A 25,356-nucleotide genomic window follows, 5' to 3' on the forward strand; every position below is an offset into this window, starting at 1 on the left:
AAACAAGGAGAGACCGCCATGTCATTGATTCGTCTGGGCGCAACCGAAGAAGATCAGGCCGTTGCCGATGCCGTAGCACGCTTTGCCGAGGAAACCCTGGCCCCCGTGGCCCAGGCCATGGACGAGGAAGCCTTTTCCGCCACGCGCCATGTGCCCGGCCTGTCCGCGCTGGGCGTGATGGGCATGAATCTGCCGGAGCGCTTTGGCGGACCGGGCGTCACCCCCACCGCCATGCTGATGTCGCTGGTCGCCATCTCGCGCGCCTGTGCCGCGACCTCGTCCATGATCGGTGCTCACTATCTGGGCACGGATGCCGTTCTCATTGGCGGCGACGAGGCGCAGCGCGAGCAATGGCTGCCGCGCTGCGCCAGCGGGGAATGGCTGGCGGCCTTCGCGCTGACCGAGCCGCGCGGCGGCTCCCACCCTGCAGACATGCGTACCCGGGCCGTGCGCGACGGCGACGACTATCTGATCACGGGCGTCAAGCACTTCATCTCGAATGCGGCAGAAGCCCGCTTCATGGTGGTGTTCGCCAAGACGGATGCGGAGGCTGCAGCACGCGGGGTCAGCGCCTTCATCGTGCCGCGCGAGCTGCCCGGCATACAGATTTCATCGCCCGAAAAGCTCATGGGCATCCGCGGCGGCCATGCCTTTGAGGTTTCGCTGGACAGCGTGCGCGTTCCGGCGGCCAATCGCCTCGGCGCCGAGGGAACCGGCTTCAAGACCGCCATGAAAGTGCTGGACAACAGCCGCCTGGACGTGGCGGCGACCTCTCTGGGCATTGCCGAGGCCGCGCTCATGGCGGCGGCCGACTGGGCCAACCAGCGCCTGGTGGGCGGCGAGCCTATCGCCAGCAAACAGGGCATCCAGTTCAAGCTGGCCGACATGAAGCTGCGCCTGGAAGCCGCCTGGGCGCTGACCATGCAGGCTCTGGCACTGCGCCAGCAGGGCCAGCCCTTCACCCAGCAGTCGGCCATGGCCAAGCTGTTCGCCTCGGAGATGGTGGGCTTCGTGACCGACGAGGCGCTGCAGATCCATGGTGGCTACGGCTATACCCGTGAAATGCCGCTGGAGCGCTATGTGCGCGACGCCCGCATTCTGCGCATCTACGAAGGCTCTTCCGAGATTCAGCGCACCATCATTGCACGCTCCGTATTGAACGCTTAGAAGGCGCAGCGGCACCCGGCCGGATTTGCTGGTGTAATCCACTCCATGGACAAACACTCTTCCATGTCGCTGCACGGAAAAATTCTCACCGAGATTGAACAGAACATTCTCAGTGGCCGCTGGCCGCCCGGCTATCGCATCCCGTCGGAGATGGAACTGACCGTCCATTACCAATGCTCGCGCATGACGGTGAGCAAGGTGCTCAACAAGCTGGCAGAAGCCGGTCTGCTGGTGCGCAAGCGCAAGGCGGGAAGCTTTGTGACGCGCCCGCAAACCAGCTCTGCCGTGCTGGAGATTCCCGATCTGCGCCAGGTGGTGCTGGGCATGGGGCAGGAGTATTCGAGCAGGCTGCTCGGGCGCACGCAAAGGCGCAGCACGCGCGAGGACATGGAGGCCATGCGCATGGCCCGGCCGGCCTCCATCGTCCATGTGCTGTGCCTGCACATGGCGGGATCGCGTCCGTTCTGCATCGAAGACCGCCTGATCAATCTCGAATCCGTGCCGGACGCCGAGCACGAGCCGTTCACCGAGCACAGTCCCAGCTCCTGGATGGTCAACCATGTGCCCTGGAGCTCGGCCGAACACCGCATTCGCGCCGAGGCAGCCAGCGAGGAAACCGCCGGCCTGCTGGAGATCAAGCCCGGCTTTCCCTGCCTGGTGATCGACCGCCGTACCTGGACCGGGCAGCTGCCCATCACCTTTGTGCGCCTGACCTATCCCGCCGATCTCTACGAGCTGGATGCGCATTTTTCGCCCTCCACCATAGGGCAGGCTGGCTGATTGCGCATAACCCGGCCCGGGCAGCGCGCCGGGTCGCAGCGCACAATAGGGCCAGTTCTGATGCTTGCACCAGAGGCCAAATCGGCCTCTTCCCCATATACAGCAAGCGCTACCAGCTATCGATTCAAGAGTACCCGGTGTCTTCCGCGCAATCCATTCTGCAAGCCGTTTTTGGCTACGAGCAATTCCGTGGCCCCCAGCAGGCCATCGTCTCGCATGTCATCAACGGCGGCGATGCGCTGGTGCTCATGCCCACGGGCGGCGGCAAATCGCTGTGCTACCAGGTTCCGGCCATTGCGCGCCAGCAGCTCGGCCATGGCGTGACGATCGTGGTCTCGCCGCTGATCGCGCTCATGCACGACCAGGTCGGCGCACTGCATGAGGCCGGCATCAGCGCCGCCTATCTGAACTCCACCCTGAGCTACGACGAGACGCAGGAGGTGGAGCTGCGCCTGCAAAGCGGCGACATCACCCTGCTCTATGCCGCTCCCGAGCGTCTGAACACGCCACGTTTTCTGGGTCTGCTCGACGATCTGCATGCCCAGGGCAAGCTGTCGCTGTTCGCCATCGACGAAGCGCATTGCGTGAGCCAGTGGGGACACGACTTCCGCCCTGAATACCGCGCGCTGAGTGTGCTGCACCAGCGCTATGCCGATGTGCCGCGCATCGCGCTGACGGCCACGGCCGATGCGCTGACGCGCGCCGACATCATCGAGCGCCTGCAGTTGGAAGCGGCCCAGCATTTCATCAGCAGTTTTGACCGCCCGAACATCCGCTACAAGATCGCCGAGAAAAAGGACGTCAGCAACCAGCTGCTGCGCTTTATCGAACGCGAGCACGAGGGCGAGGCCGGCGTGGTCTATTGCCAGTCGCGCAAGCGTGTCGAGGAGCTGGCCCAGACCCTGGTGCAGAACGGCATCAATGCCCTGCCTTACCACGCAGGCCTGCCCCAGGACATGCGCCAGAACCATCAGGACCGTTTTCTGCGCGAAGAAGGCGTGGTGATGTGCGCCACGATTGCCTTCGGCATGGGCATCAACAAGCCCGATGTGCGCTTTGTGGCTCATGTGGACATGCCCAAGAACATCGAGGGCTACTACCAGGAAACCGGCCGTGCGGGCCGCGACGGCCTGCCCGCCGATGCCTGGATGGCCTACGGTCTCAGCGACGTGGTCAACCAGCGCCGCATGATCGACGAAAGCCCGGCCGAGGAACAGTTCAAGCAGGTGATGCGCGGCAAGCTCGATGCCCTGCTCGGTCTGGCCGAGGCCACCGACTGCCGCCGCGTACGCCTGCTGGCCTATTTTGGCGAGCAATATGGACAGGAGCCGAGCCTGGATGGCAAGCCACTGCAGGCCGTTGCCCGCACCCATTGCGGCAACTGCGACAACTGCCTGGAGCCGCCGGCGCTATGGGATGGCACGGATGCGGCACGCAAGCTGCTGTCCACCATCTTCCGCGTGCACGAGGCCAGCGGCCTGACCTATGGTGCGGGCCACATCATGGACGTGCTGCGCGGCAAGGAGACGGACAAGGTCACGCAGTACGGGCATGACAAGGTATCCACCTTCGGCATCGGCAAGGAGTATTCGGAGCCACAGCTGCGCGCCGTGATGCGCCAGTTGCTGGCTACGGGTGCCCTGGGCCTGCACAAGGTGGTGAGCGAGAACAGCGGCCATGTGTTTGACACCCTGTGTCTGGCCGCGGGCTCGCGTGCCGTGCTCAAGGGCGAGATACAGGTGCAGCTGCGCGAGGCCGTGGCCGCATCGCGCAGCAAGAAGCAGGGCAAGAAATCGGCCTCCAATGCAGCTGCGGTCAATCTGGGTCCCGACGCACAGGTTCGCTTCATCAATCTCAAGGCCTGGCGCGCCGAAGTCGCCAAGTCTCACAATCTGCCGGCCTATGTGATCTTCCACGACGCCACGCTGGCATCGATTGCCGAACTCAACCCCCAGAGCCTGCAGGAGCTGCAGGGAGTCAGCGGCATGGGCACCAAGAAGCTCGATGCCTATGGCGCCGAGGTGCTGCGCGTGGTGGCACTGGGCTGATCGGCCCGGATTCGGCAGCGGTCTGGACGCCGCCTCGACGAGCGGCAGCGAGCCGCGCCCCGTACTTTGAACAGGGCCGGGCAAGCTGCTGCAGGCAGCTGCGCGCGCCCGGACATCTGTCGCCGCCATTTGCGGCGCTGAAAATCGGCCGACGCAGAGCTCTCCACAATTCCCACACAAATGCTCGACAGCCCGGAAATATTGCAAACGCACACTGCTGCCGCATACCGTTGACTGAATCCATTTTTGCGGAGCGCTTTCTGCTGTGATCAATACTGCCCAATTGCTGGCTGACGAAGCCAAATACTGCTCGTTTGGCGACACCGTCCACTACGTCAATCCTCCCAAGATTTTCACGGGCTGCGAAGGCAGCTATATGTACGACGATGCAGGCACGTCCTACCTCGATCTGCAGATGTGGTATTCGGCCGTCAACTTCGGCTACAAGAACAAGCGTCTTGAGGCCAAGATGATCGAGCAGCTGCAGGAGCTGCCCCAGGTGGCCAGCCAGTATCTGCACCCCACCAAGATCGAACTGGCCAAGTTCATTGCTGAAGACGCCAAGCGCAAATGGGGCCACGACGGCCGCGTGCACTTCAACGTGGGCGGCGCGCAAGCCATCGAGGACTCGCTGAAGGTCGTGCGCAACGCCAGCGGCGGCAAGAGCCTGATGTTCGCGTTCGAAGGCGGCTACCACGGCCGTACGCTGGGCGCGTCCTCGATCACCTCCAGCTACCGCTACCGCCGCCGTTTCGGCCACTTCAGCGACCGCGCGCAGTTCATCCCCTTCCCCTACCCCTTCCGCCGTCCCAAGGGCATGACGTCCGAGGAGTATGCGGACCAGATCGTGCGCGAATTCGCGCGCAAGTTCGAGAACGAATACCACGCGGTCTGGGACCCCAAGACCAACCAGTGCGAATACGCGGCCTTCTACGTGGAACCCATTCAGGGCACGGGCGGCTACGTGGTTCCTCCTCCCAACTTCTTCAAGGGTCTGAAGAAGGTGCTGGACGATCACGGCGTGCTGATGGTGGTCGACGAAATCCAGATGGGCTTCTGGCGTACCGGCACGCTGTGGTCGGTGGAAAACTTCGGCATCAAGCCCGATGTACTGGTGTTTGCCAAGGCACTGACCAATGGTCTGAATGCGCTGTCCGGCCTGTGGGCACGCGAAGAGCTGATCAACCCCACGGTGTTCCCGCCCGGATCCACCCATTCCACCTTTGCCTCCAACCCGCTGGGTACGGCCCTGGGCCTGGAAGTCATGAAGATGACCCACGAGATGGACTTCGGCCGTCAGGTGCGCGAATCGGGTGCCTACTTCCTCGAAGGCCTCAAGGAGCTGCAAAAGCGCCACAAGGAAATCGGCGATGTGGACGGCCTGGGCCTGGCGCTGCGCGCCGAAATCTGCACCGAGGACGGCTTCACGCCCAACAAGGCGCTGCTGGACAAGATGGTGGACATCGGCCTCGAAGGCGGCCTGGAATACCAGGGCCAGAAGCGCGGCCTGGTGCTGGACGTGGGCGGCTACTACAAGAACGTGATCACCTTCGCGCCTTCGCTGATGATTTCGCGCAGCGAGATCGACGAAGCCATGGTGCTGCTGGATCAGTTGCTGAGCAAGGCTAAAAAGGCGTAACCCCCTGAGCGGCTTTGCCTAGGCGGCCCCGCCGCTTCCCCCTCTGTCTTCGGGAAGGGGGACGACAGCCTCGCTGTGCGGCGGCGGGGGCCGCTCAGGTCTTGCTCGCTGTCTCTTGCTTGGGTTGTGCCAGTTTTCTGCGCTGCAGACACACTCAGGCGCCATCACAACCGACTACAAAAAGGCGAAATGGCGACGGAAAATTTCCGCAACCAGCTCGAACCCAGTGGCTTGCTGCAGCAGTTCACCAACCATCCTCCAGAAGGCTTTGCCTTGCTGAAGGAATGGCCGGCGCCAGCATTCACCGCCCCCTTCGATTTGCTGACCACCGCAGATGACGCGCTCAAGGCGCGTCTTCTGTCGTTGCCGGGCGGGCGCTTTCTGAGCTCCAGGCTCAGGCTGAAGACGGACTTCATCGGCAGCACGGTCAGCGAGTATGCGCCCCTGCCCCAGGGCGTGGATGCGGCCACGCTGGCGCGGCAGCTGCGCGCCGTGGCGGGCCGGACCATGCTCACCATCGTCAAGGATCTGCCGCAGGCATCACCCTTGCTAAGCGAGGAAGACAACTGCTTTGCGCAGGAGTTGTCTGACGCGCTTTCGGAGCAAGGGTTCATTGCCCTCGAAGGCCAGGCCCTGGCCTATGTCCCCATCAGCTTTGCCAGTGCGGACGAGTATCTGGCCGGCCTGTCCAAAAACCGCCGCAGCAGCCTCAGGCGCAAGCTCAAAAGCCGCGCACAGCTCTCCGTACAGCGTATCCCTACCGGCGCAGCCTTTGCCGCTGATGCCCAGGTGGATGCCTACTATGCGCTGTTTGATGCGGTGTACGCGCAAAGCGACATTCACTTCGACAAACTCACGCGCAGCTTCTTTGCCGACTTGCTGCGCGATGCGGACAATGGCGGCATGGTGTTCGAGTATCGCGACGCGCAAAGCGATGCGCTGCTGGGCTGGAATCTGTGCTTCGAGCATGACGGCAGGTTGATCGACAAATACATAGGCCTGTCCTACCCCGCAGCGCGCGAGGCGAATCTCTATTTCGTGAGCTGGATGGTCAATCTTGAATACGCACTGGAGCGGGGCCTGTCCCACTATGTAGCGGGCTGGACCGACCCGGAAGTCAAGGCCCAGCTCGGCGCCAGCTTCACCATGACGCAGCATCTGGTCTTCATCCGCAATCCCGTGCTGCGCGCCTTGGGTCGGCGCTTCTCCGGTCTGTTTGAAAGCGATCGCCAGTGGAGTGACAAGGCATGATGCAACAAACACCTGTGGTGCTGGATGTCGATGAATCGGTAGGCCCGCTGCTCCAGGAGAAGCGGCTTGCGCTCGCCCAGTGGCAGGAGCTGGTGCGCTTTGGCTGCGGCCTGCGCAGCTTCAGGCGCTTCACCCAGGCCATGCAGGAGCAGCTGCCCGCGCAGCACGGTACCGTGCTCATGGGCAGCGGCGACTTTCACCATCTGAGCTGGCCGCTGATCGAGCGCTGCATTGCCCAGAAGGGCTTCAGCGCCAAGCATCCGCTGCGCGTGGTGGTGCTGGACAACCACCCGGACAATATGCGCTTTCCCTGGGGTGTGCACTGCGGCTCCTGGGTGCGACGCGTGGCCATGCACCCGGCCGTGTCGCAGGTCCATGTGGCAGGCATTACCTCGCAGGACATAGGCTCGGCCCACGCCTGGGAGAACTATCTGCGGCCGCTGCGCGCCGGCAAGCTCACCTACTGGAGCTGCGGCGTGGACACCGGCTGGGCCAGGCGCCTGGGCGCGGGCAAGGCGTTTCGCAGCTTTGCCAATATCTCGGAGCTGGTACAGGCGCTGTCCAGCCATCTGCATGACTGGCCGCAGGACACGTATCTGAGCATAGACAAGGATGTGTTCGCCGCCGAAGTCGTGCGCACCAACTGGGACCAGGGCCGGATGCTGGAAGAGCAGGCCGTGCAGCTGATCGATGCGCTGCGCGGACAGATCGCGGGCAGTGACATCACGGGCGACGTGTCGTCATGGCACTATGGCACCTGGTGGAAGCGACTGATGAGCGCGGGCGACGGCCAGGACACACAGATTGACGCTGCTACGCTGGCCGGCTGGCAGGCCGGGCAGCATGCATTGAACCAGCGGCTGATACAGCGCATAGCGCTCAGCAGCACGAGTTAGAGCGATTTCACCGGCCACTTTTCAACACTTCGCTTCAAGGAGCTGACATGCTGGATCGGTTGACCGAAAAATTGCTGCAACAGGCATTTGCACCTCTGGTCACCACGGGACGGCTCGAAGTCATCACTCCCTCAGGAAAGGCGCTGATCTTCGGCGACGGCGGCCAGCCCCAGGCGCGCCTGCGCTTTGCCGACAGACGCGCCGTCCTTGCGCTGCTGCGCGACCCCGACCTCAACTTTGGCGAACTGTTCATGCAACAGCGCCTGCTGGTCGAGCAAGGCACGGTCTACGACGTGCTGGAGCTGGTGCTGCGCGGCGCCAGGCAGGTGCCCGTCAGCGCCACGGTACGCCTGCTCGATGCCTGGCGCATGAAGCTGCGGCCCTTGCTGCAGAACAATCTGCGCGGCAAATCGCGTGCCAACGTGGCGCATCACTACGATCTGGACGACCGGCTCTATCAGCTGTTTCTCGACAGCGAGCGCCAGTACTCCTGCGCCTATTTCGAGCAGGGCAACGAAGACCTTGAAACGGCACAGCTGGCCAAGAAGCGCCACATCGCCGCCAAGCTGCTGATCGAGCCGGGCCAGCGCGTGCTCGATATCGGCTGCGGCTGGGGCGGTCTCTCGCGCTATCTGGCCGAGGTGGGCGGTGCCGGCCATGTCACAGGCATCACGCTGTCCACGGAGCAACTGGCCGGCGCGCAGTCCAGGGCCTCGCAATCCATCCATGGCGAGCGGCTGGAGTACCGACTGGAAGACTACCGCGACATGAATCGCGAAACACATGGGCCGTTCGAGCGCATTGTCTCCGTCGGCATGTTCGAGCATGTGGGCACGAGATTCCATGACGCCTTCTTCCGCAAATGCCATGAGCTGCTCAGCGAGGATGGCGTGATGCTGCTGCACTTCATCGGCAACAGCGATGTGCCCGACTTCAACAATCCCTGGATTGAGCGCTACATCTTTCCCGGAGGCCATATTCCGTCGATGTCGGAGTTCACGCCTGCCATAGAGCGCGCGGGGCTGGTGATCTGCGATATTGAGGTGCTGCACCTGCACTATGCCCAGACCCTGCGCCTGTGGCGCGAGCGTTTCATGACACGCCGTGCCGAAGCCGCAGCCCTGTATGACGAGCGCTTCTGCCGCATGTGGGAGTTCTATCTGTCCATGTCGGAGACCGCGTTCCGCTATCAGGACATCGCCATCTTCCAGGTTCAGCTGGCGCGCAGGCAGGATGCCGTACCGCTCACGCGCAGCTATATCGCCGAGCGTGAGACAGCACTGAAAGCCAGGGAATCCGGACAGAAATGCAGAGTCTCCGCGATGACAGATCCCACTGAAGCAAGGGCAAATATCGCTTGACTCCAATGATCTTGTCAGAAGAAAAGCTCATGAAAACCCGGGAATCTTCCAGCTCTCAACGGAAAAATCCTTGCGCACCAGCTTTTCATTGAGCAGGAAGCGTTTGGCCTCGGAGATCAAATGCAAGCCTTGCTCCGGATAGGCCTGAGCGGGCAGATTGCTCAATGCCACAGAGGCTTTGACCGCAGGCACCGGGAAACCGCTGGCCTCGGCATGAAACGCCAGATACGCTGCGCTGTCGCTACGAATCTCCCCCAGGGCAATGCTGCGTGCACGGCCCCAGGTAGCAGGAAATTGCGGCAACCTCGCAAGCAGTTTGGGAGAAATCACAATGACCGATGTGCCCAGCAGCGTCGGATACTGCGCAGCCTCTGCCAGAACCGGAAAGCCTTGCTGCGCCAGCAACGGCCCCATATTGATAGGTGCGGCAAACGCAGCTACATCCCCACGCTCCAGCGCCGGCGCACCGTCGCGCGGCAGCATATGCACCACCTTGACCCTGCCGCTCAAACCATGCTGCCTGAGCAGACCCAGCACAAAGCGGTGCATGTATGAGCCCAGAGCCACGCCAACGACTTTGCCCTTGAGCTCCTCCACCGTCTTGATGCCAGCCTTGGGGGTCAGCAGCCAGGTGTTCATGCCCACGCAATCAAAACCCAGTAACTTACCTTGAAAGCCTTGCGCATGAGCGACCACTGCGGGTGTGTCGCCATAGATGCCGATGTCCAGATGGTCGGCAATGAATGCTTCGTTCAAGTCCGGTCCATTGGGAAACACACGGGTCACGACCTGGGAGAAGCCCAACGTGCTCAGCTCCCGCTGCAAGATACCCTGCTGCAGCGCCCAGCCCGTGGCATAAGCAGGCTTCTTTCCAGGACCGATATAGCCGATACGCAAGGTCTGCACCGCGCTTTGAGACTGCGCTTCACCCAGCATGGGAATGCTTGCCGCCAAAGCGCCAAGCAGCCATTGACGACGATTGAAAGCGGCACAAGAGCCTGCTTCCGACAAACGGATTTCATGTTCTGACATGGATGACAAAATTTCTAATGCGCACGCGCCAGCAGCTCGTAGCTGGCATCCAGTGCTGCGGTAGATTGGCGACCTTTGCCCCAACCAACGGAGGCGCGATAGCTGCCCAGCAAAGCTTGCGTGGCAGGCGCGAGCTCATCAACATGGGCAGCAGCATCTGCCACCGGGGCAACATACAAGGCGTCCTCAGGACAATACAGCTCGCACATAAAGCAAGTCTGGCAATCGCTTTGCCGGGCAATGCGCGGAGCCTGCCCTTTGACCATGTCGAACACATTGGTAGGACAGGCATGGACGCAGATATTGCAGCCGGTGCAACGCTCTGAACTGATGATTTCGATCATGCGAGCACTCCTTCGGAAGACGGCACTTCTTTGACCCGCTGACGACGCACCCAGACTTCATCAAGGCCGCCAGAAATCAATCGATGTCTCTGGCCAGGGTCCAATTCTTGATGATCGCGACGGCGATGCATGCCCCGGGTTTCGGTACGCTGCAAGGCACTCCGGTACATCCATCGCGAGGTAGCCAGCATGGCAGTTGCCTCCCTCAGGCGCAGGCGCTCTTCGATGGACTGGAACTGCACACCAGTACGCAGGCGCAGCCACAAGGCATCAAGGTTCTGCAGAGACTGCTGCAACTCATCGGATTGGCGATTCCAGTTGCGCTCGTACGGGAAGACTTCGGCCTGTACCGCTTGAATCAGCTGACTGCTGTCCAGCCGAGCTTGACCCTGCTCTTCAAGACCTGGACTGCCAGCGCGGTAAAGCTGCCGTGTTTTTATCGGGTTATGCAAGGCAAAGTGCGCAGCGCCGGCACCAGCCCAGAATCCCGAAGAGAGCGCCCAGGCTGCGTTATGACTGCCGCCTCCGGTAAAGCCACCGCAGATCAGCTCGCGCGTTGCTGCATCGCCTGCAGCGTACAGCCCGGCCACGGAGGTTGCACAGTCGGCATCCACCACATTCAGACCGCCAGTGCCACGCACCGTTCCTTCCAGCCGCAAGCTGACCGGGAACATTTCATGAAAAGGGTTGATGCCTTTGCGGTCAAACGAGACAAAGAAGTTGGGCTGTGCCGTGCGCATCCATGCCTGAATGCTCGCATCGGCTTTGTCCAAACGCGCAAAAACAGGCTGTGTTTGCAACGTCTGCGCAATGATGCTGCGCCCGCGCGAAGACCCTGCACCCTCGATCAGCGAGCCGTCTGCATAGTAAAAACTGGCCCAGTTGTAGAACAGTGACTTGGTGACCGAAGAGAACGCCGGCCCCAGCCCATAGGCATTGGAGAATTCCATGCCCGAGAGCTGTGCCCCCACCTCGGCGGCCATCAGGTATCCATCACCGGTCAGCACATTGCAGCCCAGCGCGCGGCTAAGGAAAGCGCAGCCACCGGTGGCAATGATGGTTGCACTTGCACGCACGACCCAGGTATCTTCGGCTTGCCTGCGCACACCTGTTGCGCCGCATACCGTGCCAGCGTCATCCACGAGCAATTCCAGCGCCGGGCTATGGTCAAGAATACGTACGCCGGCAGCCTTGACCTGCTTGCGCATCAAACGCATATATTCAGGGCCCTGCAGGGAGTTGCGCCGCAGCTTGCCTTCCACATCGACAGGGAACGGGTAGCCCCATTCAGTCAACAGCTCGATGTTGTTCCAGGTCTGCTCCAGCACCCGATCCATCCATGCCTGCTCGGCCAGCATGCCACCCATGGTGTAACGACTGGCTTTGGCTTTCTCACGCAAATCCCCGGTATTGTCGACATGCCAAACGCCGCAGCCCGAAGGTGCAGTTGCGCCCGATGTTCCGCAATATCCCTTGTCGACCAGCAGCACGTTTGCCCCCTGGCTGGCTGCGCTGATGGCAGCCCATGCCCCTGCTGGTCCAGCGCCGATAACCAGAACATCCACGTCGTGCTGGCAAGTCCCCGCCGCGCTTGACAGCGCTTGCCTCGAGCGTTTTCCTACTCCCATTTTCACCACTCCTTGTGCCTTGATCTGCGGGGCAACAGGCCATGCAGTCCGTTCAAGTTCAGTGTAGAAACGAGCCGGCTAAAACAGAACGAATGGATTTCTATATCGTTATTGCAGACAGATTGCAGGCGTAGGCGTATCAGCGTGCTGCCAGCGTGTCCAGCAAATCCGCAAAGCGCTCGTCATCCAGCCATGGGCTATTGCTGATGGCGAGCAAGCGCTGTGCCCAGTCTCGCGCCTGGCTGACCGCGTCGTCGCGTGCAGCACCCAGCACATGGTCGTAGCGGCCATAGTCGGGCAGCACATGGACAAAGGGCAGAGACAGACCACAGCCACCGCCCCAATGCGCGCGCAGCACGGCATCCCTGGCCTGCTGGCTCGGCATGCGCAGCAGGATCACCGGCCACACGCCCTGCGCCCGGGGGGCGGCATCCTGCACCACTTCCAGCTCGCAAGCCTGCAACTGAGCGATGCGCAGGCCGGCCTGCCCGGATGCTTGCCGCTGAAACGCCTCCAGCCGCCGCAATGCCCTTGCCCCCACGCTCTGGCGCCAGCGTCCCAGACTGTGCTGTGGAATGAGATCGTCGAAGTCATCGCCTGCGGCCTCTACCCAGTCACCACGCGACAATGATTTCTCCAGCGGCTTGCCATAGGCCATGCGCAGACCCGAGGGCCGGTAGAGCATGGCGTAGCCCAGCAGCTCGATGCTTCGGCGCAGCTCCCACCACAGGCTGAACCGGGTGGCGGCGCCGGCTGCGCTCAGCGCAGCACGCATGGAAGGCTCGCGCGCCATCAGCACGCCACCTTCAAAGGTGCTCAACCCCTTGCCGACGGCCAGGCTGAAAAAGCCGATATCGCCTTTGAGGCCCACCGAAGCTTCGCCGCTGCGCGCTCCCAGCGCCTGGGCGGCATCCTCGATCACATAGGCGCCCACGGCGCGCGCGCATTGCAGGGCGGCGTCCACATCGGCCACACGCCCGCACAGATGCGTGGGCAGCACGGCCAGCGTCCGGTCGCTGCACAGGCGCTGCAGGCAGACAGGGTCCATGTCCAACGCGTCGGCGCGCAGATCGCACAGGCGCAGCTGCAGCCCGCACTGCGCAATCGCTAGCGCCACCAGCGGACAGGTATAGGCCGGTGCAACGACCTCGCTGCGCCCAGGACTGAGGGCCTGCAGGCTGCGCAGCGCCACCATCAGGGCCGAGGTCCCCGAGCATTCGAGCTGCACCGCCTCCACGCCCAGCCAGGCAGCCAGCTGTCCTGCCAGGCTGCCCGCACCCGAAGGCCAGAGGTCGCCGAGCTGTAGTGGCAGGCCGGCCGTTGGCGGCACCGTGGGCTGGCGCATGTCAGGCGACCTGCTCGGCCTCTGGCTTCTCGCTCACCGCCAGGCACATGATGCCGGCCACGATGAACAGACAGCCAATGATCTGCGGCCAGCCAATGGGCTCGTTGAACAGCCAGTACGAGAGCGCCAGCACCGAGATGATCTCCAGATGCGAGGCAGCGAATGCCGGGCCGATGGGAGCGTGCTTGAGCAGGCTCATCCAGGTGAAAAAGGCACCGATGTAGCCAACGAATGCACCGTAGATCCAGGGCTGGCTGAACACGCGCAGCAGCCAGCCGGTGGAGAACTCCAGCGGCAGTGCGGAATCACCGGCCTGCTTGAAGCTGAGCTGCGCCAGCGTGTCAAAGGCCATGAGTACCAGAAAGCCGACAATGTAAAAACGCTTCATAGCCGACGGCCCTCAGTGCAATCCAACGATGGCCACGCCTACGGACACCAGCACGATGCCGGCCACGCGCATGGGCGCGAGCTTTTCGCGAAACAGCACCCGCCCCAGAATCATGATGGCGACGATGTTGATCGAGCCCAGCAGCACCCCGTCCGACAGCGGCACCAGCGACAGAAACGCCAGCCAGACCAGAAACTCCGCCACATAGCAGGCAATGCCCACCCACAGCCAGGGCCTGGCCAGCATGAAGCGCCAGCGCTCCGTGCCATTGCGATGCCCCGGCTCGCTGGCCGCGGCCTTGAAGGCCAGCTGCCCCCCGCTGTCCACCAGCACATTGAGTATCCACAGCGTCACCACCAGGGGCGAGAGATCACTACCCATTCGCACCCCTGGCAGGCGCCGCCGAGCTGGCGATGCGCGCGATGAACTCGTTGAGCTTGGCAATCACTGTGCGGCGCTCGCGGTCGATGGTGATCATGTGATAGCAATTGTCCAGCAGCACCAGGTCGACATGGGCGTTGACCGCGCCACGTTGGATATCGTGGGCATTGCTGACCGAGGAAATATCGTCTTCCCGGGCATGAATGACCAGACAGGGCGAGCGCAGCTGCGCCAGTCCGGCCTGCACATTCGCGGACAGGGCGCGCAGCTCGATGACGCTCCACCAGGGATTGCCAGGCAGGCCTGCGGCAGAGCTGTCGCCGCTGTTCATCTGCTCGACCACGCGCGCGCGCAAGGCCTCGTCCTTGATGCCGTAGGGTGGGGCCTCCATGAAGACACTGTTGCGGCCAATGCCCAGCAGGCGAAAAAGCGGCAGCAGGAACGCCAGCTTGGTATAGGCCGGAATGCTCCAGCCGTCATAGCGGAAGGTGGTGGACAGCGCGCAGACGCCCGCCACCTTGTCGGGATGGCGCTCGGCCACGGCCAGCGACAGCAGCGCCCCCATGGACAGACCGCCAACCACCATATGGTCCACATGCTGCAAGAAGCGCTGCAGACCCGACTCCACACTTGCCAGCCAGTCCGTCCAGCGGGCAGCCACCAAGTCCTCCATGCTGCCGCAATGTCCTGCCAGCTGCACCCCGTAGACCGTGAAACCCTGCTTGTTCAGACCTTTTGCGAGCAGGCGCATCTCGGCCGGCGTGCCGGTCAGGCCATGGATCAGCAGCACGCCCGTGCGGGCATTGCTGCCTTCGCCGGGCATGACGAATTCATGCGGCGTCACACACAGCTGCTGCAAATCCGGCTGCTGCAGCAACCCAAATCCATCAGAGACATTCATGCAGTCTGCTCCATGCCGAAGATGACTTGCTCCAGCAACTGGGTGGCCTGCGCAAAATGCTCGAAGCGCGCATGGGCAATCCCCTGGCTCTCGCAATAGTCGATGAGCTTGTACTTGGCCAGCACGAAATCCGCCTTGCCGGAAACGCAGAAGTCCGACGTGCTGTCGCCGATATAGAGCACCCGCCCGTGCACGGCCTGCTGCTCGGCCAGACGTTCGCACTTGCAGTTGCCGCTGGCCCGTGTGCAGCGATTGCTGGCCCAGGGCGAATCCAGTCGCCAGCTGCGCTCGCCCGTCTGAACCAGATGGTTGGCGATGACTTCCAGATCCCCGAGGCCATGGCGTGCTAGCACATGGCGAATCGCATAGTCAATGCCGTCGCTGACGACCTGCACCTTGATGCCATGCAGCCCGGCCTCGGCCACGAAGCCGGTAAAGTGCTCATCGATCTCGATGCTGTCCAGATGGTTCTGCAGCTCGGCCTCGCTCATGTCCAGCAGGGCCACCTGCCCCTTCATGCATTCGCGCGAGCCGATCTCGCCACGCTCCCAGGCGTCCTCCAGCTCCTGCCAGCCCGGCTTGCCAAAGCGGTTGAGCAGGGTATCGGTCACGTCCAGCAGGCTGATCGTGCCGTCGAAATCGCTTTGCACCATCCAGCCGGCCGAAGCTGTACCTGCCGGCGACGGGCAAATCTGAATGCGCTTATTCATGGAAACTGACCCTCACGTTCTGACCGACCTTGACATTGGCGGGCGGCTGATCAAATGCCAGCACGCATTCCACAACTCTTACCGGGCCGCGCTGTGCATCGTCCTGCAGCCTGGCCGTGCCGTAGACGGGGCTGATTCGCAGCACGGTCGCAGCGGGAAACTCCTGCCTGGCGGCGCTGCCGTCTGCGTCCACCGCCACCTGGGCTTTCATGCCTTCGCGAATCGCCGTCACAAAGCTTTCGTTGACTTCGGCCCGCACGATCAGAGGGCGCTTGGGCAGCAGCACCGCCACCGGACTGCCGCTTTGCAGCATGCTGCCGCCCTGTGCCTGCAGACGCACCACGACTGCGGCCTCGGGCGCACGCAGCTCGTGGCGCTGCAGCAGAGCCCGCAACTGTTCGGCCTTGCGCTTGGCGACCGTGACTTCTGCAGCCGCAATATCCACTTCGGACTGCGCATCACGCAGGGCCTGCACGGCTTCGTCCACGCTTTGCAGATCCGCTGCCCCCTGTTTGGCAGCAGCCTGCCAGCGCGTCAGCGTGGCCTTGAGCGCGGGCAGGCGATCCTGGCGCGTCTTGAGTTTGGTCTGTGCCAGCTGCAGCTCGGACTCCGCCACCGCCAGATCGGCGCGCGCGGCATCGTCCGCGAGACGCAGCACCGGCTGGCCTTTCTGTACGCTCTGGCCTTCCTTGACCAGCAATTGCTGCACCACGCCCGATGCGGCCGAGGAGAGATCGAGCAGACCACCTTCTACGTCGATCTTGCCCCGCGCAACGGCTACCTGGCTCTGAGGCTTGATCTGGGCTGCAGCCGGCGTGATCACGGAGGCAGCATCCTGAGACGGAGAGCACCCGCCCAGCATCAGCACGGCCGCCGCCAGCAGCGGCGCGCCCGACACAATGCTGAGACGAAATGGGCTTGGGTTCATGTTTATTCCTTGATGGGGCTGTTCTGGCGCCAGTCGCTGCGAATGGCGCCGTCTTCCATGCCCAGCACACGATCGGCGTGGCGCACCAGACGCGGGTCATGGCTGACGCAGAGCACCGTGGTGCCGTGCGTGCGCGCCGCACGGTGCAGCAAGTCAATGACGCGCTGGCCGCTCTCGGCATCCAGCGCACTGGTGGGCTCGTCGGCGAAAAGCAGGCGGGGCTGCTTGGCCATGGCACGTGCGATGGCCACACGCTGCTTCTCGCCGCCCGACAGCTGGGCCGGGCGCATATGACTGCGGTGCGAGAGCCCCACTTCGTCGAGCGCCTCCCTGGCACGGCGCAATGTCTCGGCGTTTCTGAGCCCCATATAGCCCAGCGGCAACTGCACCTGCTCCAGTGCCGTCAAGGCCGGAAACAGATTGAAGCCCTGGAAGACGAAGCCCGTATGGCGCAGACGAAATTTCTCCAACGCCGCCGTGCCGAGCTTGGCCAGATCCTCGCCCAGTGCGATCGCGTGACCGGCATCGGGCTTTTGCAGTCCCGACATCAGCGACAGCAGCGTGCTTTTGCCGCAGCCCGAAGGGCCGGAGATCAGGCTCAGCTCCCCCGCATAGAGGCTGACGGACAGCCCTTGCAGCACATGTACCTGGACGATGCCCGAGACAAAGGATTTGTCGAGACGCACGGCCTCGAGGCTGGGCGCTGCATCCTTGGCTGCAGCAGGCGTTTTGATGCGTTCCATCATGGTCTCGGCTTGCATGTTTCAGGCCTTAACGCAACAGGGTTGCCGGATCGGCACGCAGCAGGCTGCGCATGGCGCCCAGACCCGACAGCAGCGACAGCACGGCCACCAGAAAGCCGCAAGCGAGTACCGCTGAAAGGTTGAGGGCAACAGGGACGCGGTAGCTGGATGCAATGCTGAGCAGCACCGCGCTGGTCAGTGCCGCCAGCACAAAGCCCAGGCCGCCAATCCAGCAGGCCTGCTCGACCACCACGCGGCCCAGTGCCGCTCGGCTCACGCCCAGAGCATTGAGCACCGCATACTCGCGGGCGGACCCTGCCACCACCGCCTTGAGCGACTGGCTGGTCACGATGGCGCCCACCAGGCAGACGATGACGGCCATGAAGAGCACGCCGGCACCGGCTCCGGTATCGAGCATCCAGTAACGTTGAGAGCGGCGCGCAAAGGCATCGGCAGTCCAGACCTCGTACGGGCCGAAGCTGCTGCTGGACTGGCTCAATCTCGCCTGGGCCTCGCCTGCCTTGGCAGCTTGCTTCAGGCGTGCCACGAAATAGGTGCTGCCATGCTCGGCACTGGTTTCTGCAATTTCGCGGGCCGTGCTGAGCGAGGAGATCACGTTGACACCGCCCAGGCCGCGCAAGCCGTCTACGGCTGCCACGATCTTGACCGCATGGTTGTTGATCCAGGTCGTGCTGCCTTCCTGCGCGCCCAGAGTCCCCAGGTCCGCCCTGTCAACAATCACGGCACCGGGCTCGCGCAGCAGCTGTCGCTGCCAGGATGTGAGCACCTTGGTGAACATCATGGAGTTGTCCGCAGTGCTGACGCCCGAGAGATAGACCGAGACTCCGCCTCCGGTCGCGCCCTGGGCACTGGCGCGCGCGCGCCAGTCGCCATCGACCCAGACATAGGATTCCACGGCCGCCACATCGGGGTCCATGCGCAGGCGCATCTCCACATCGCTGCCGATACTGCGCCCGAAGTTCACGCTTTGCGTGCCCGGATAGCCCACCCAGAGATCGGCCGAAGAGGCCGTCACGTAGATCGCGGCAGAGCCGAAGATGCCCAGCACCAAGGCGGCCTGCATGGCCAGCAGAACGCCCGAAAAGCCCACGGCGAACACCGAAGGGACGAAGCGTCTCCACTCATGGATCAGCGTCTTGCGCGCCAGGGCAATCATGGCTGAGCCTCTGTGGTTCGGGTAACAAGCGCGGCATCGACAGGCGCAGCACCCACTGCCTTGTAGAGAGCCACATAGGCCAGCGCCTCGGCAGCCCTGGCGGTTGCCAGCTCGCTCTGGTTTTGCAGGCTGGCGCGGGCGCTATCGATGCCCGCAAGCTCGCTGGACAGGCCCAGTTGCTGGCGCACTGCCTGAGCCTTCTCGCGCCCGGCATGAATCTGCTGCTGGAACTGCAGCTGCTGCTGTCTTTGCTGCTGGGCGGCAACCGCTGCTAGGGCAGTTTCGGACTCGGCAATGCCATTGAGCACGGCCTGGCGGTATGCCTTGATGCTGGCCTGCAGCGCCAGCTCCTTGCCGTCCGCCACGGCACGGCGGCGACCCCAGTCAAAGAGCGGAATGTCGATCTGCGGACCGACCATGGGAATGGAGTCCGAGGTCGTGCGGTGATTGCGCGTCAGGTTGTATGCGTACAGCAGGGACCCTGTCAGGGTCAACCGCGGATAGAGCGCCGCGCGCGACACGCCGACCTCGGCCGCAGCCTGCTCCACCGCAGCCTCGGCACTTTGAATATCGGGGCGGTTGCGCAGCAGGTCTGCCGGCAATACGGCAAGCGCCTGCATCGCGGGCAACGCGGCATCCGTCCTGGGCTGCAGCCACTGCGGCTCGGCACGCTCACGTCCCAACAGGGCAGCCAACGCATGGGCAGCACGCGCCTGGGCTTCGTTCAGAGTGAACAGCTGAGACTCTGCGGTGCGCAGCTGCAGCTGTTGCTGCTCCAGAGACTGGGCATCTGTCAGTCTCTGCTCATGCCGAATCTGCAAGAGCTGCAGCTGTCGCTGCGCCTGCTGCAATTGCCTCTCGACCAGGCTGCGCTGCACCTGGGCCAGCCGGATATCGAGATAACGGTGCACCACATCGGCCACCAGCGCCACCCGCGCTGCATGCAGCTGGGCTTGCGCATCCAGCACGCCGGCCGTGCCTGCACGGCGCGCCGCTTCGGAGTCACCAAACAGGCCAAGATCCCAGCTCACATCAATGCTGGCATGAAAGTAGGTATCAACTGCCGCGATATCCTGCAGGGTCCGCGCTCCGGTGCTGACTATGGGGCGGAAAGCCGCATCGGCCGTACCCGCCAGCAAGCGCTGCTGACGCAGACGCAGCACGGCCTGAGCCACATCAAGGTTCTGGGCCAGCGCCTCGTCCACCAGCACATTGAGAGCAGGGTCATTCCAGGCGCGCCACCAGTGGGCCAATGCCGCAGGGTCCGACTTTTGAGCCGACTCCTGCTGCTGCCACTGAGGTGGCGTGGTCCGGTCCAGCTTGACTGCCTCGGGCGCAGCACAGCCTGCCAGCAACGACAAGGCACACAGACACAGAATGCCCATGCGAAGACGCGAGACGTGGGAAGGAAATATCACAGCGCAGTTGGCTCAAGCTATAGGTGTCACCCGGGAAGCTGCAGAAAGCAGAAACAGCTTTCCATCCTCGCCATTGAACGGCAGCAAGCTTTCGCCAGATTGCAGGGTTTATGTAGGAATTATGGAGAGCCTCCGCCATTCGGCTATTGCAGCGGCAACGCACATAATGTGCAGATAACAAGTTTCAGGGAGTCCAGCAGATGCATGACTTTGCTGCACACAAAACCATGACTACTTTTGCTCAACCTGCTTCCACGCCCATGGTGCTTGTAGTCGAAGACGAACCCGGAATTGCCGGCGTTCTTAGCGCCTATCTGGAGCGCGACGGCCTGCGCATTCGCATGGCGCAAGATGGCGAGGAAGCCCTGCAGAGCTTTCGCCAGTTGCGCCCGGACCTGGTGCTGCTAGACATTCATCTGCCCAAGGTCGATGGAGTGGATGTGCTGCGCATGATTCGCAATGACAGCGATGTCCCCGTCATCATGGTGACGGCCCTGGCAGACGATGTGGACAAGCTGCTGGCACTGCGCCTGGGGGCGGACGACTATGTGGTCAAGCCTTTCAACCCTCCCGAGGTGGTGGCCCGGGTGCGTGCCGTGCTGCGCCGTACCCAGGCCAAGCCTGCGCCGGTGGCCGCTCCCATTCGCGTCGGCCCCATAGAGATCGACGTGGAAGCCCATAGTGCAGCCGTCTATGACGATGCGGGCCAGGCCGTGCCTCTGGCGCTGACGCTCACGGAGTTCCGTCTGCTGGCCTGCCTGGCGGCCCAGCCACGCCGCTGCTTTTCACGTGCCTACCTGATTGAGAACTGCCTGCCGGAAAGCGATGCGCTGGAGCGGGTGATCGACTCCCACCTATCCAAACTGCGCCGCAAGCTGCAACTGGCCGGCCAGGACGGGCTGATCGAGACCGTGCGCGGTATTGGCTATCGTCTATGGCCCTGGGACTGAACCGCATCTGGGTCCGCTTTGGTCTGTGGATCACGGCGGCCGTGCTGCTGGCCATTGCCTCCCTGGCCATTGGCGTGCTGGCGTTTTCCGAGCTGCAGTACCGCGAGTTCTACCGCCACCTGCCAAGCCCCGTCAAAACCGAGCTGGAGGCGCTGAAGTCCCAGGATCTGGAAGACAGCCCCAGAGCCCTGCAGATCTACTCCGAGTACTGGGAAGGCGACCGCCTGTTTGGCGAGAAATGGTCGCTGGTCATCGGCCTGGCTGTCAGCCTGCCTTTCGGCATGGCCGTGGGCTTCTGGATTTCGCGACGCATCACCAGTCCGCTGGCCTCCATGGTGGAAGTGGCTGCGCGCGTGGAGCGTGGCGATCTGGCCTCCAGAGCCGTCAAGGGCAATGCCCATGGCGAGATGGCAGAAATGATCGATGCCTTCAACGGCATGGTTGATTCGCTGGAGACGCTGGAAGCAGAGCGTCTGGCCACGGCCGCCTCCATCTCCCACGAACTGCGCACCCCATTGACGGTGCTGCAGGCAAGACTGCATGCGATCTGCGACGGCGTCATCGACTCCAGCCAGGCCGAGATGAAGACGCTGCTGGCTCAGGTCGAGCATCTGGGACGGCTGGTCGGCGATCTGCACACCCTTTCCATGGCCGACGCTGGACAGCTGTCTCTGCGCAAGGAACGCATAGACCTCGCCGCACTGGTCGGTGATGTCGTCGAGGACTTGCACCCGCAGCTGCAGAAGCTGGACATGGCCCTGTCACTGGATCTGCCCATGCAGGACGGCGATGGCAGCACCGACATCAAGGCCGACACCGATCGCTTGCGTCAGATCACCACCAACCTCATCAGCAACGTGCTGCGCCATGCCAGCAGCGGCCACTGGCTGAGCATCCGGGTGCATGCGAGCTCCGACCACCAGAACCAGTCATGGGTGATCCTGGAAGTGGGCGATGCGGGGCCCGGCCTTGCTGACGAAGTTCAGGCCCATCCGTTCCAGCGCTTTGTTCAGGCCCCAGGAAAGCGCCGCCGGGAAGGCTCGGGTCTGGGCCTGTCCATCGTCAAGGCTCTGGTGACCTCGCAGGGCGGCACCGTCAGCACGGGCATATCCGAGCGTGGCGGCGCGCTTTTTACCGTGCGCTTTCCTCGTCTCTGACACCGCACTCTGCATTCAGCCCCGGATAGAGGTCGGCCATGATCTGCTGCAGGCTTTGCGAGAGCAGCTCCACCATGGCGACTCTCTGCGCATCGGCAGCCGCTCCTGCGGCATGTGCTTCGCGCAGCTGCGCCCAGAGTGCGGCCCATTGCGCGGCATGCGTCTGCACCGTGCCTTGGGCCAGCTCACTCCATTGACTGGGCGCCGCAGGGCTGGTGTAGCGACCCCGACCACGGCCGAAATGCGAGATCAGCAGGTACTTGAGCAATACCTGACCAGCTGCTGCGTTCAGATAGTCGGTCGAGAGTTGAAAGCTCTGCTGCTCCTGGTCGAACATCTTGTTCGCTCCCCAGGCCGCGCCCCCAAAGGTGAGGGCCCCCAGCAGCGCCCCAACCAGGGCACCGGCACCCAGCGTCAAACCTCCTGCCATCAGATCGGCCCCCAGTCCTGTGGCTGCGCCGGCAGTCAACGCCCCCCACAAGCTGGCTGCCTGCGCATCGACCGGCGTGGTGATCTGAAGCTGGCTGCGCAATTGTTCCTGTATCTGACTGGCCGCCTGACCGTCGAGTCCATGAATTTCGAGCAAGCGCTGGGTGGCCTGCACATCGGCCTGACGCAAAGCCTGCATCAGCCGCTGAACGGCTGCCTTGGCCTGCGCTCCGAGCCGCTCTTCGCCCTCTGCCGATTTACCCAATTTGGCGGTGAGCTGGCTCAGGCTTTGCCAGGCACGCGCCAGCAGTTTGCCTTGCTCTGGATCGAGCTTTTCATGCAGACCTGCCGCAGCTATCAGCTGATCCGCCATGACCCCCAGGCTCGCCTGCTCGCGCTGCTGCTGCAGCAAAGCTCGCTGCTCCAGCAGGCGCTGATAGGCAGACTGTTTGGACTGAGGCAACAAAGGCGCAATGCTTTGCATCATCTTGCGCTCATGCCACCAGCTGCGCGTGAAGGCATCCAGCACCAGCACATCGCGCACCACGCTTTGAAAGCTCTGCGTCGCCTGCTGCCAGCGCCGCAAATCTTCCTGTGTCTGCTCTGCCGTGGTGTCGCTGCCAATCTGGTTGAGAAGCACGATGACCGGCTTGTTCATCCAGGCCAGAATGTTCATCTCGGCGCTCCAGTAGCCTGCATCGGCCGGGTCTTCGGCCGCGTTGACGAGGTAGAGCATCACATCCGCATGATCGCGCGCAGCGAGCAAGGCACGCTGACTCAGATAGAAAGGCCTGTCGCGCCAGCGATCCCAGACATTGCTGAGAAACCAGCCCAGCGGATTGCCCTGCTGCCGCAGGCGTTCATAAAGCCGCACCGAGTCGCCGAAGCCCGGCGTATCCCAAAGCCACAGCTCATCGCCCTGCTGCGTTTTCTGAAGCAGATAGCGCTGTGACTGAGTGGTCACATGTGCGGCATCGTCAATCTCGCCGACATCGTCGGCCATCAGCGTACGGGTCAGCGTGGTCTTGCCGATATTGGTGTGCGACAAAAGACACCACTGAATGCTGCTGTCAATCGGAACCTGCTCGTTGCTCTCACTCATCATCACACTCCTGCGCCGGGCACCAGGGTCGCGTTCAGACCCGCGCCGCGCACAAATTCCCGCCACAGCTGCTCGCGCTCCTGCACTCGCGCCGGGGCACCGCTGTTGCGCGCACGAAAGTCCGCCGCCCATAGCCACACATCGGTATGCGCACCCCAGCGGTTCAATACCTGCGCCAGCAGCACGCCATGAATTTCCGTCTCGGGCGTAGCCGCCAGATTGAGCAGCAGCACCTGCTGTGCGTCAACAGCCGAAACGTCCGGCAAGGGCGATCCATAGGCCAGCACCGGCAGCAACGCAAGCTGCGCACCAGCGCCGTAGCTCTGCGCCACATGGCTGCGCAGGGCGGCTTCGCGCTCGGGCGTGATGTCCAGGCTGTAGGGCTGCACCAGCAGCGTCGTTGCACGCCCCGCCCAGTCACGCTGCAGCTTCTGGAAATAGGGCTGCTGCAGCGGCAATGCCAGATGCTGGCTCAACCACCAAACCCTGGCACCTTGCCACAGCGCCAGCAGCAGACGCGGCGCCACCACCATCAATCCCAGCAACCAGCTGTAGAGCTGCACCCAGCGCGGCCCCGCCTCTGCGGCATCACCGGCCGACCAGCCCTGCAGTGCTTGGATCTGCGCCAGACTCCACGGCGCCTGGCCCAGCAGATGCTGCACCGGCGCAAACAGCATGTTCAGACAGGTCTGCACGGCAGACGGCGAGAGGAAAGTGCTCTCCCACCCCACTTGATAAGCCTTGGTAAGGCCGGTGAGCCATAGCGATGCCAGCGCACCCAGTGCCAGCATTGCCGCACCCAGATGCAGACACACAAGCCATTGCGCACGGCGCGGTCTCTGGTTGACCTGCCACCAGTTGCGCTCGAAGTTCAGCGCCATCTTGCGCAGCCCCGTGCCGCGCGAAACACTCCACCTTTTCGTCTGCAGCTTTTGCAGCCAGCCACCGGGCGCAGCCACGGGCCGCTGTGCCGCAGCGCCCTGACCTGGCTCAGGCTCCAGCGGTGCAATCACTGTTTGCCTGCGCCGAACAAGACTGCGCAGCCAGGACAGCAGCAACAGCACATAGACCAGCAAGTTCCACAGCACGATGCCGATCAGGGAGGCGGAGAGCAGATCCACACGATGCGGGTCCGTGATCGCATGACCCGCAAAGCCCAGCGCAAATGCCGCTGTCATCACGGCCAGCACCAACCAGCGTGAAATACCGGCGTGCTGCCGGGCCACGGCGCGTATGTCGGCAGGCAGCTGCGCTGCAGCAATCACGCGTTGTGCCCGCTCATGCAGAAAACTCTCGAACGCTGCACGGCCGCCGCCCTTGGCCTTGCCCTGGGCGTGCAGGCACTCCTGCGTGATGGCCGTGCAACGCTCGATCGTGGGCAGCGCCTCGTGCGGAGCTGCGGTTTCCAGGGCATGGGCAAAGACAATATCGCGGGCTGAGCTGGCTTTCATGTCGCTATTGTGTTTCAGAGCAGGGGCAGGTTGCCTGCCAATATCAAAACAATAGCTGTCAGCGCTTTCATCTTGAGGGCTGCGTTCATTTCTGTGCTGATTCCATCCGGACTTGCCTGCAAGCGACTTG

General features: G+C 63.1%; 23 protein-coding genes. 9 read left to right on the forward strand and 14 right to left on the reverse strand.

Features of this window, described 5'->3' with window-relative positions:
* The first annotated feature begins 18 nt into the window (after window positions 1-18).
* The 7 genes from AAIL66_RS07310 (at window position 19) to AAIL66_RS07340 (ending at window position 9,142) form a co-directional block, all read left to right on the forward strand.
* Window positions 19-1,167, forward strand: a complete 1,149-nt coding sequence (locus AAIL66_RS07310) for an acyl-CoA dehydrogenase family protein (RefSeq protein ID WP_343496370.1) — start codon at window positions 19-21, stop codon at window positions 1,165-1,167.
* Between the two features lie 45 nt (window positions 1,168-1,212).
* Complete coding sequence (hutC, locus tag AAIL66_RS07315) at window positions 1,213-1,947, forward strand: histidine utilization repressor (RefSeq protein WP_223305653.1); 735 nt, start codon at window positions 1,213-1,215, stop codon at window positions 1,945-1,947.
* Between the two features lie 137 nt (window positions 1,948-2,084).
* Window positions 2,085-3,995: a DNA helicase RecQ gene (recQ, locus tag AAIL66_RS07320; protein ID WP_034351351.1), complete on the forward strand. Its 1,911-nt coding sequence runs from the start codon at window positions 2,085-2,087 to the stop codon at window positions 3,993-3,995.
* A 265-nt stretch (window positions 3,996-4,260) separates the two neighbouring features.
* Window positions 4,261-5,634: an aminotransferase class III-fold pyridoxal phosphate-dependent enzyme gene (locus tag AAIL66_RS07325; protein WP_034351349.1), complete on the forward strand. Its 1,374-nt coding sequence runs from the start codon at window positions 4,261-4,263 to the stop codon at window positions 5,632-5,634.
* Window positions 5,635-5,823: 189 nt separating this feature from the next.
* Entirely contained in the window at window positions 5,824-6,885 is a 1,062-nt protein-coding gene (locus AAIL66_RS07330; RefSeq protein WP_343496371.1) for a GNAT family N-acetyltransferase, read from the forward strand.
* Window positions 6,882-7,781 carry a hypothetical protein gene (locus AAIL66_RS07335; RefSeq protein ID WP_080746056.1) on the forward strand — a complete coding sequence of 300 codons (900 nt, stop codon included), beginning with the start codon at window positions 6,882-6,884 and terminating at the stop codon, window positions 7,779-7,781. Before AAIL66_RS07330 ends, AAIL66_RS07335 begins: the two co-directional genes overlap by 4 nt.
* Window positions 7,782-7,828: 47 nt before the next feature.
* Window positions 7,829-9,142, forward strand: a complete 1,314-nt coding sequence (locus tag AAIL66_RS07340; protein WP_343496372.1) for a cyclopropane-fatty-acyl-phospholipid synthase family protein — start codon at window positions 7,829-7,831, stop codon at window positions 9,140-9,142.
* A 27-nt stretch (window positions 9,143-9,169) separates the two neighbouring features.
* On the opposite strand, the gene AAIL66_RS07345 is transcribed toward AAIL66_RS07340, so the two are convergent.
* The 12 genes from AAIL66_RS07345 to AAIL66_RS07400 all read right to left on the reverse strand — a co-directional run bounded on the left by AAIL66_RS07345 (window position 9,170) and on the right by AAIL66_RS07400 (window position 20,104).
* Window positions 9,170-10,174, reverse strand: a complete 1,005-nt coding sequence (locus AAIL66_RS07345) for an ABC transporter substrate-binding protein (RefSeq protein ID WP_034406791.1) — start codon at window positions 10,172-10,174, stop codon at window positions 9,170-9,172.
* A gap of 14 nt (window positions 10,175-10,188) precedes the next feature.
* On the reverse strand, window positions 10,189-10,518 hold the full coding sequence (locus AAIL66_RS07350) for a ferredoxin family protein (protein WP_034382744.1): 330 nt from the start codon (window positions 10,516-10,518) through the stop codon (window positions 10,189-10,191).
* Window positions 10,515-12,146, reverse strand: coding sequence for an FAD-binding protein (locus AAIL66_RS07355; protein ID WP_343496373.1), 1,632 nt, complete (start codon window positions 12,144-12,146; stop codon window positions 10,515-10,517). Before AAIL66_RS07355 ends, AAIL66_RS07350 begins: the two co-directional genes overlap by 4 nt.
* A 139-nt stretch (window positions 12,147-12,285) precedes the next feature.
* A complete protein-coding gene (locus AAIL66_RS07360) occupies window positions 12,286-13,491 on the reverse strand; it encodes a DegT/DnrJ/EryC1/StrS family aminotransferase (protein ID WP_343496374.1) in 1,206 nt (401 codons plus the stop codon).
* Window position 13,492: 1 nt separating this feature from the next.
* Window positions 13,493-13,879, reverse strand: coding sequence for an EamA family transporter (locus AAIL66_RS07365; protein ID WP_045839271.1), 387 nt, complete (start codon window positions 13,877-13,879; stop codon window positions 13,493-13,495).
* A 12-nt stretch (window positions 13,880-13,891) separates the two neighbouring features.
* Window positions 13,892-14,260: an EamA family transporter gene (locus AAIL66_RS07370; RefSeq protein WP_003069552.1), complete on the reverse strand. Its 369-nt coding sequence runs from the start codon at window positions 14,258-14,260 to the stop codon at window positions 13,892-13,894.
* Window positions 14,253-15,161, reverse strand: coding sequence for an alpha/beta fold hydrolase (locus AAIL66_RS07375; RefSeq protein WP_063662645.1), 909 nt, complete (start codon window positions 15,159-15,161; stop codon window positions 14,253-14,255). Before AAIL66_RS07375 ends, AAIL66_RS07370 begins: the two co-directional genes overlap by 8 nt.
* The gene (locus tag AAIL66_RS07380) at window positions 15,158-15,871 is read right to left on the reverse strand and encodes an MtnX-like HAD-IB family phosphatase (RefSeq protein ID WP_343496375.1); all 714 of its coding nucleotides are present in this window, start codon (window positions 15,869-15,871) and stop codon (window positions 15,158-15,160) included. Before AAIL66_RS07380 ends, AAIL66_RS07375 begins: the two co-directional genes overlap by 4 nt.
* On the reverse strand, window positions 15,864-16,799 hold the full coding sequence (locus tag AAIL66_RS07385) for an HlyD family efflux transporter periplasmic adaptor subunit (protein ID WP_343496376.1): 936 nt from the start codon (window positions 16,797-16,799) through the stop codon (window positions 15,864-15,866). Before AAIL66_RS07385 ends, AAIL66_RS07380 begins: the two co-directional genes overlap by 8 nt.
* 2 nt (window positions 16,800-16,801) lie before the next feature.
* Window positions 16,802-17,560, reverse strand: coding sequence for an ABC transporter ATP-binding protein (locus AAIL66_RS07390; protein WP_063662641.1), 759 nt, complete (start codon window positions 17,558-17,560; stop codon window positions 16,802-16,804).
* A 10-nt stretch (window positions 17,561-17,570) separates the two neighbouring features.
* A complete protein-coding gene (locus AAIL66_RS07395; RefSeq protein ID WP_343496377.1) occupies window positions 17,571-18,719 on the reverse strand; it encodes an ABC transporter permease in 1,149 nt (382 codons plus the stop codon).
* Window positions 18,716-20,104: an efflux transporter outer membrane subunit gene (locus AAIL66_RS07400; RefSeq protein ID WP_343496378.1), complete on the reverse strand. Its 1,389-nt coding sequence runs from the start codon at window positions 20,102-20,104 to the stop codon at window positions 18,716-18,718. The genes AAIL66_RS07395 and AAIL66_RS07400 overlap by 4 nt, the downstream gene beginning before the upstream one ends.
* Before the next feature lie 260 nt (window positions 20,105-20,364).
* On the opposite strand from AAIL66_RS07400, the gene AAIL66_RS07405 reads away from it, so the two are divergent.
* Window positions 20,365-21,087: a response regulator gene (locus tag AAIL66_RS07405; RefSeq protein WP_034351578.1), complete on the forward strand. Its 723-nt coding sequence runs from the start codon at window positions 20,365-20,367 to the stop codon at window positions 21,085-21,087.
* A complete protein-coding gene (locus AAIL66_RS07410) occupies window positions 21,072-22,244 on the forward strand; it encodes an ATP-binding protein (RefSeq protein WP_034382737.1) in 1,173 nt (390 codons plus the stop codon). Before AAIL66_RS07405 ends, AAIL66_RS07410 begins: the two co-directional genes overlap by 16 nt.
* On the opposite strand, the gene AAIL66_RS07415 is transcribed toward AAIL66_RS07410, so the two are convergent.
* Window positions 22,219-23,775: a DUF3482 domain-containing protein gene (locus AAIL66_RS07415; RefSeq protein WP_343496379.1), complete on the reverse strand. Its 1,557-nt coding sequence runs from the start codon at window positions 23,773-23,775 to the stop codon at window positions 22,219-22,221. The genes AAIL66_RS07410 and AAIL66_RS07415 overlap by 26 nt on opposite strands.
* A gap of 2 nt (window positions 23,776-23,777) precedes the next feature.
* Entirely contained in the window at window positions 23,778-25,226 is a 1,449-nt protein-coding gene (locus tag AAIL66_RS07420; RefSeq protein WP_343496380.1) for a DUF2868 domain-containing protein, read from the reverse strand.
* Window positions 25,227-25,356 lie beyond the last annotated feature (130 nt).

The organism is Comamonas sp. F1-6, from assembly GCF_039581415.1.
Taxonomy (GTDB): domain Bacteria; phylum Pseudomonadota; class Gammaproteobacteria; order Burkholderiales; family Burkholderiaceae_C; genus Comamonas; species Comamonas thiooxydans.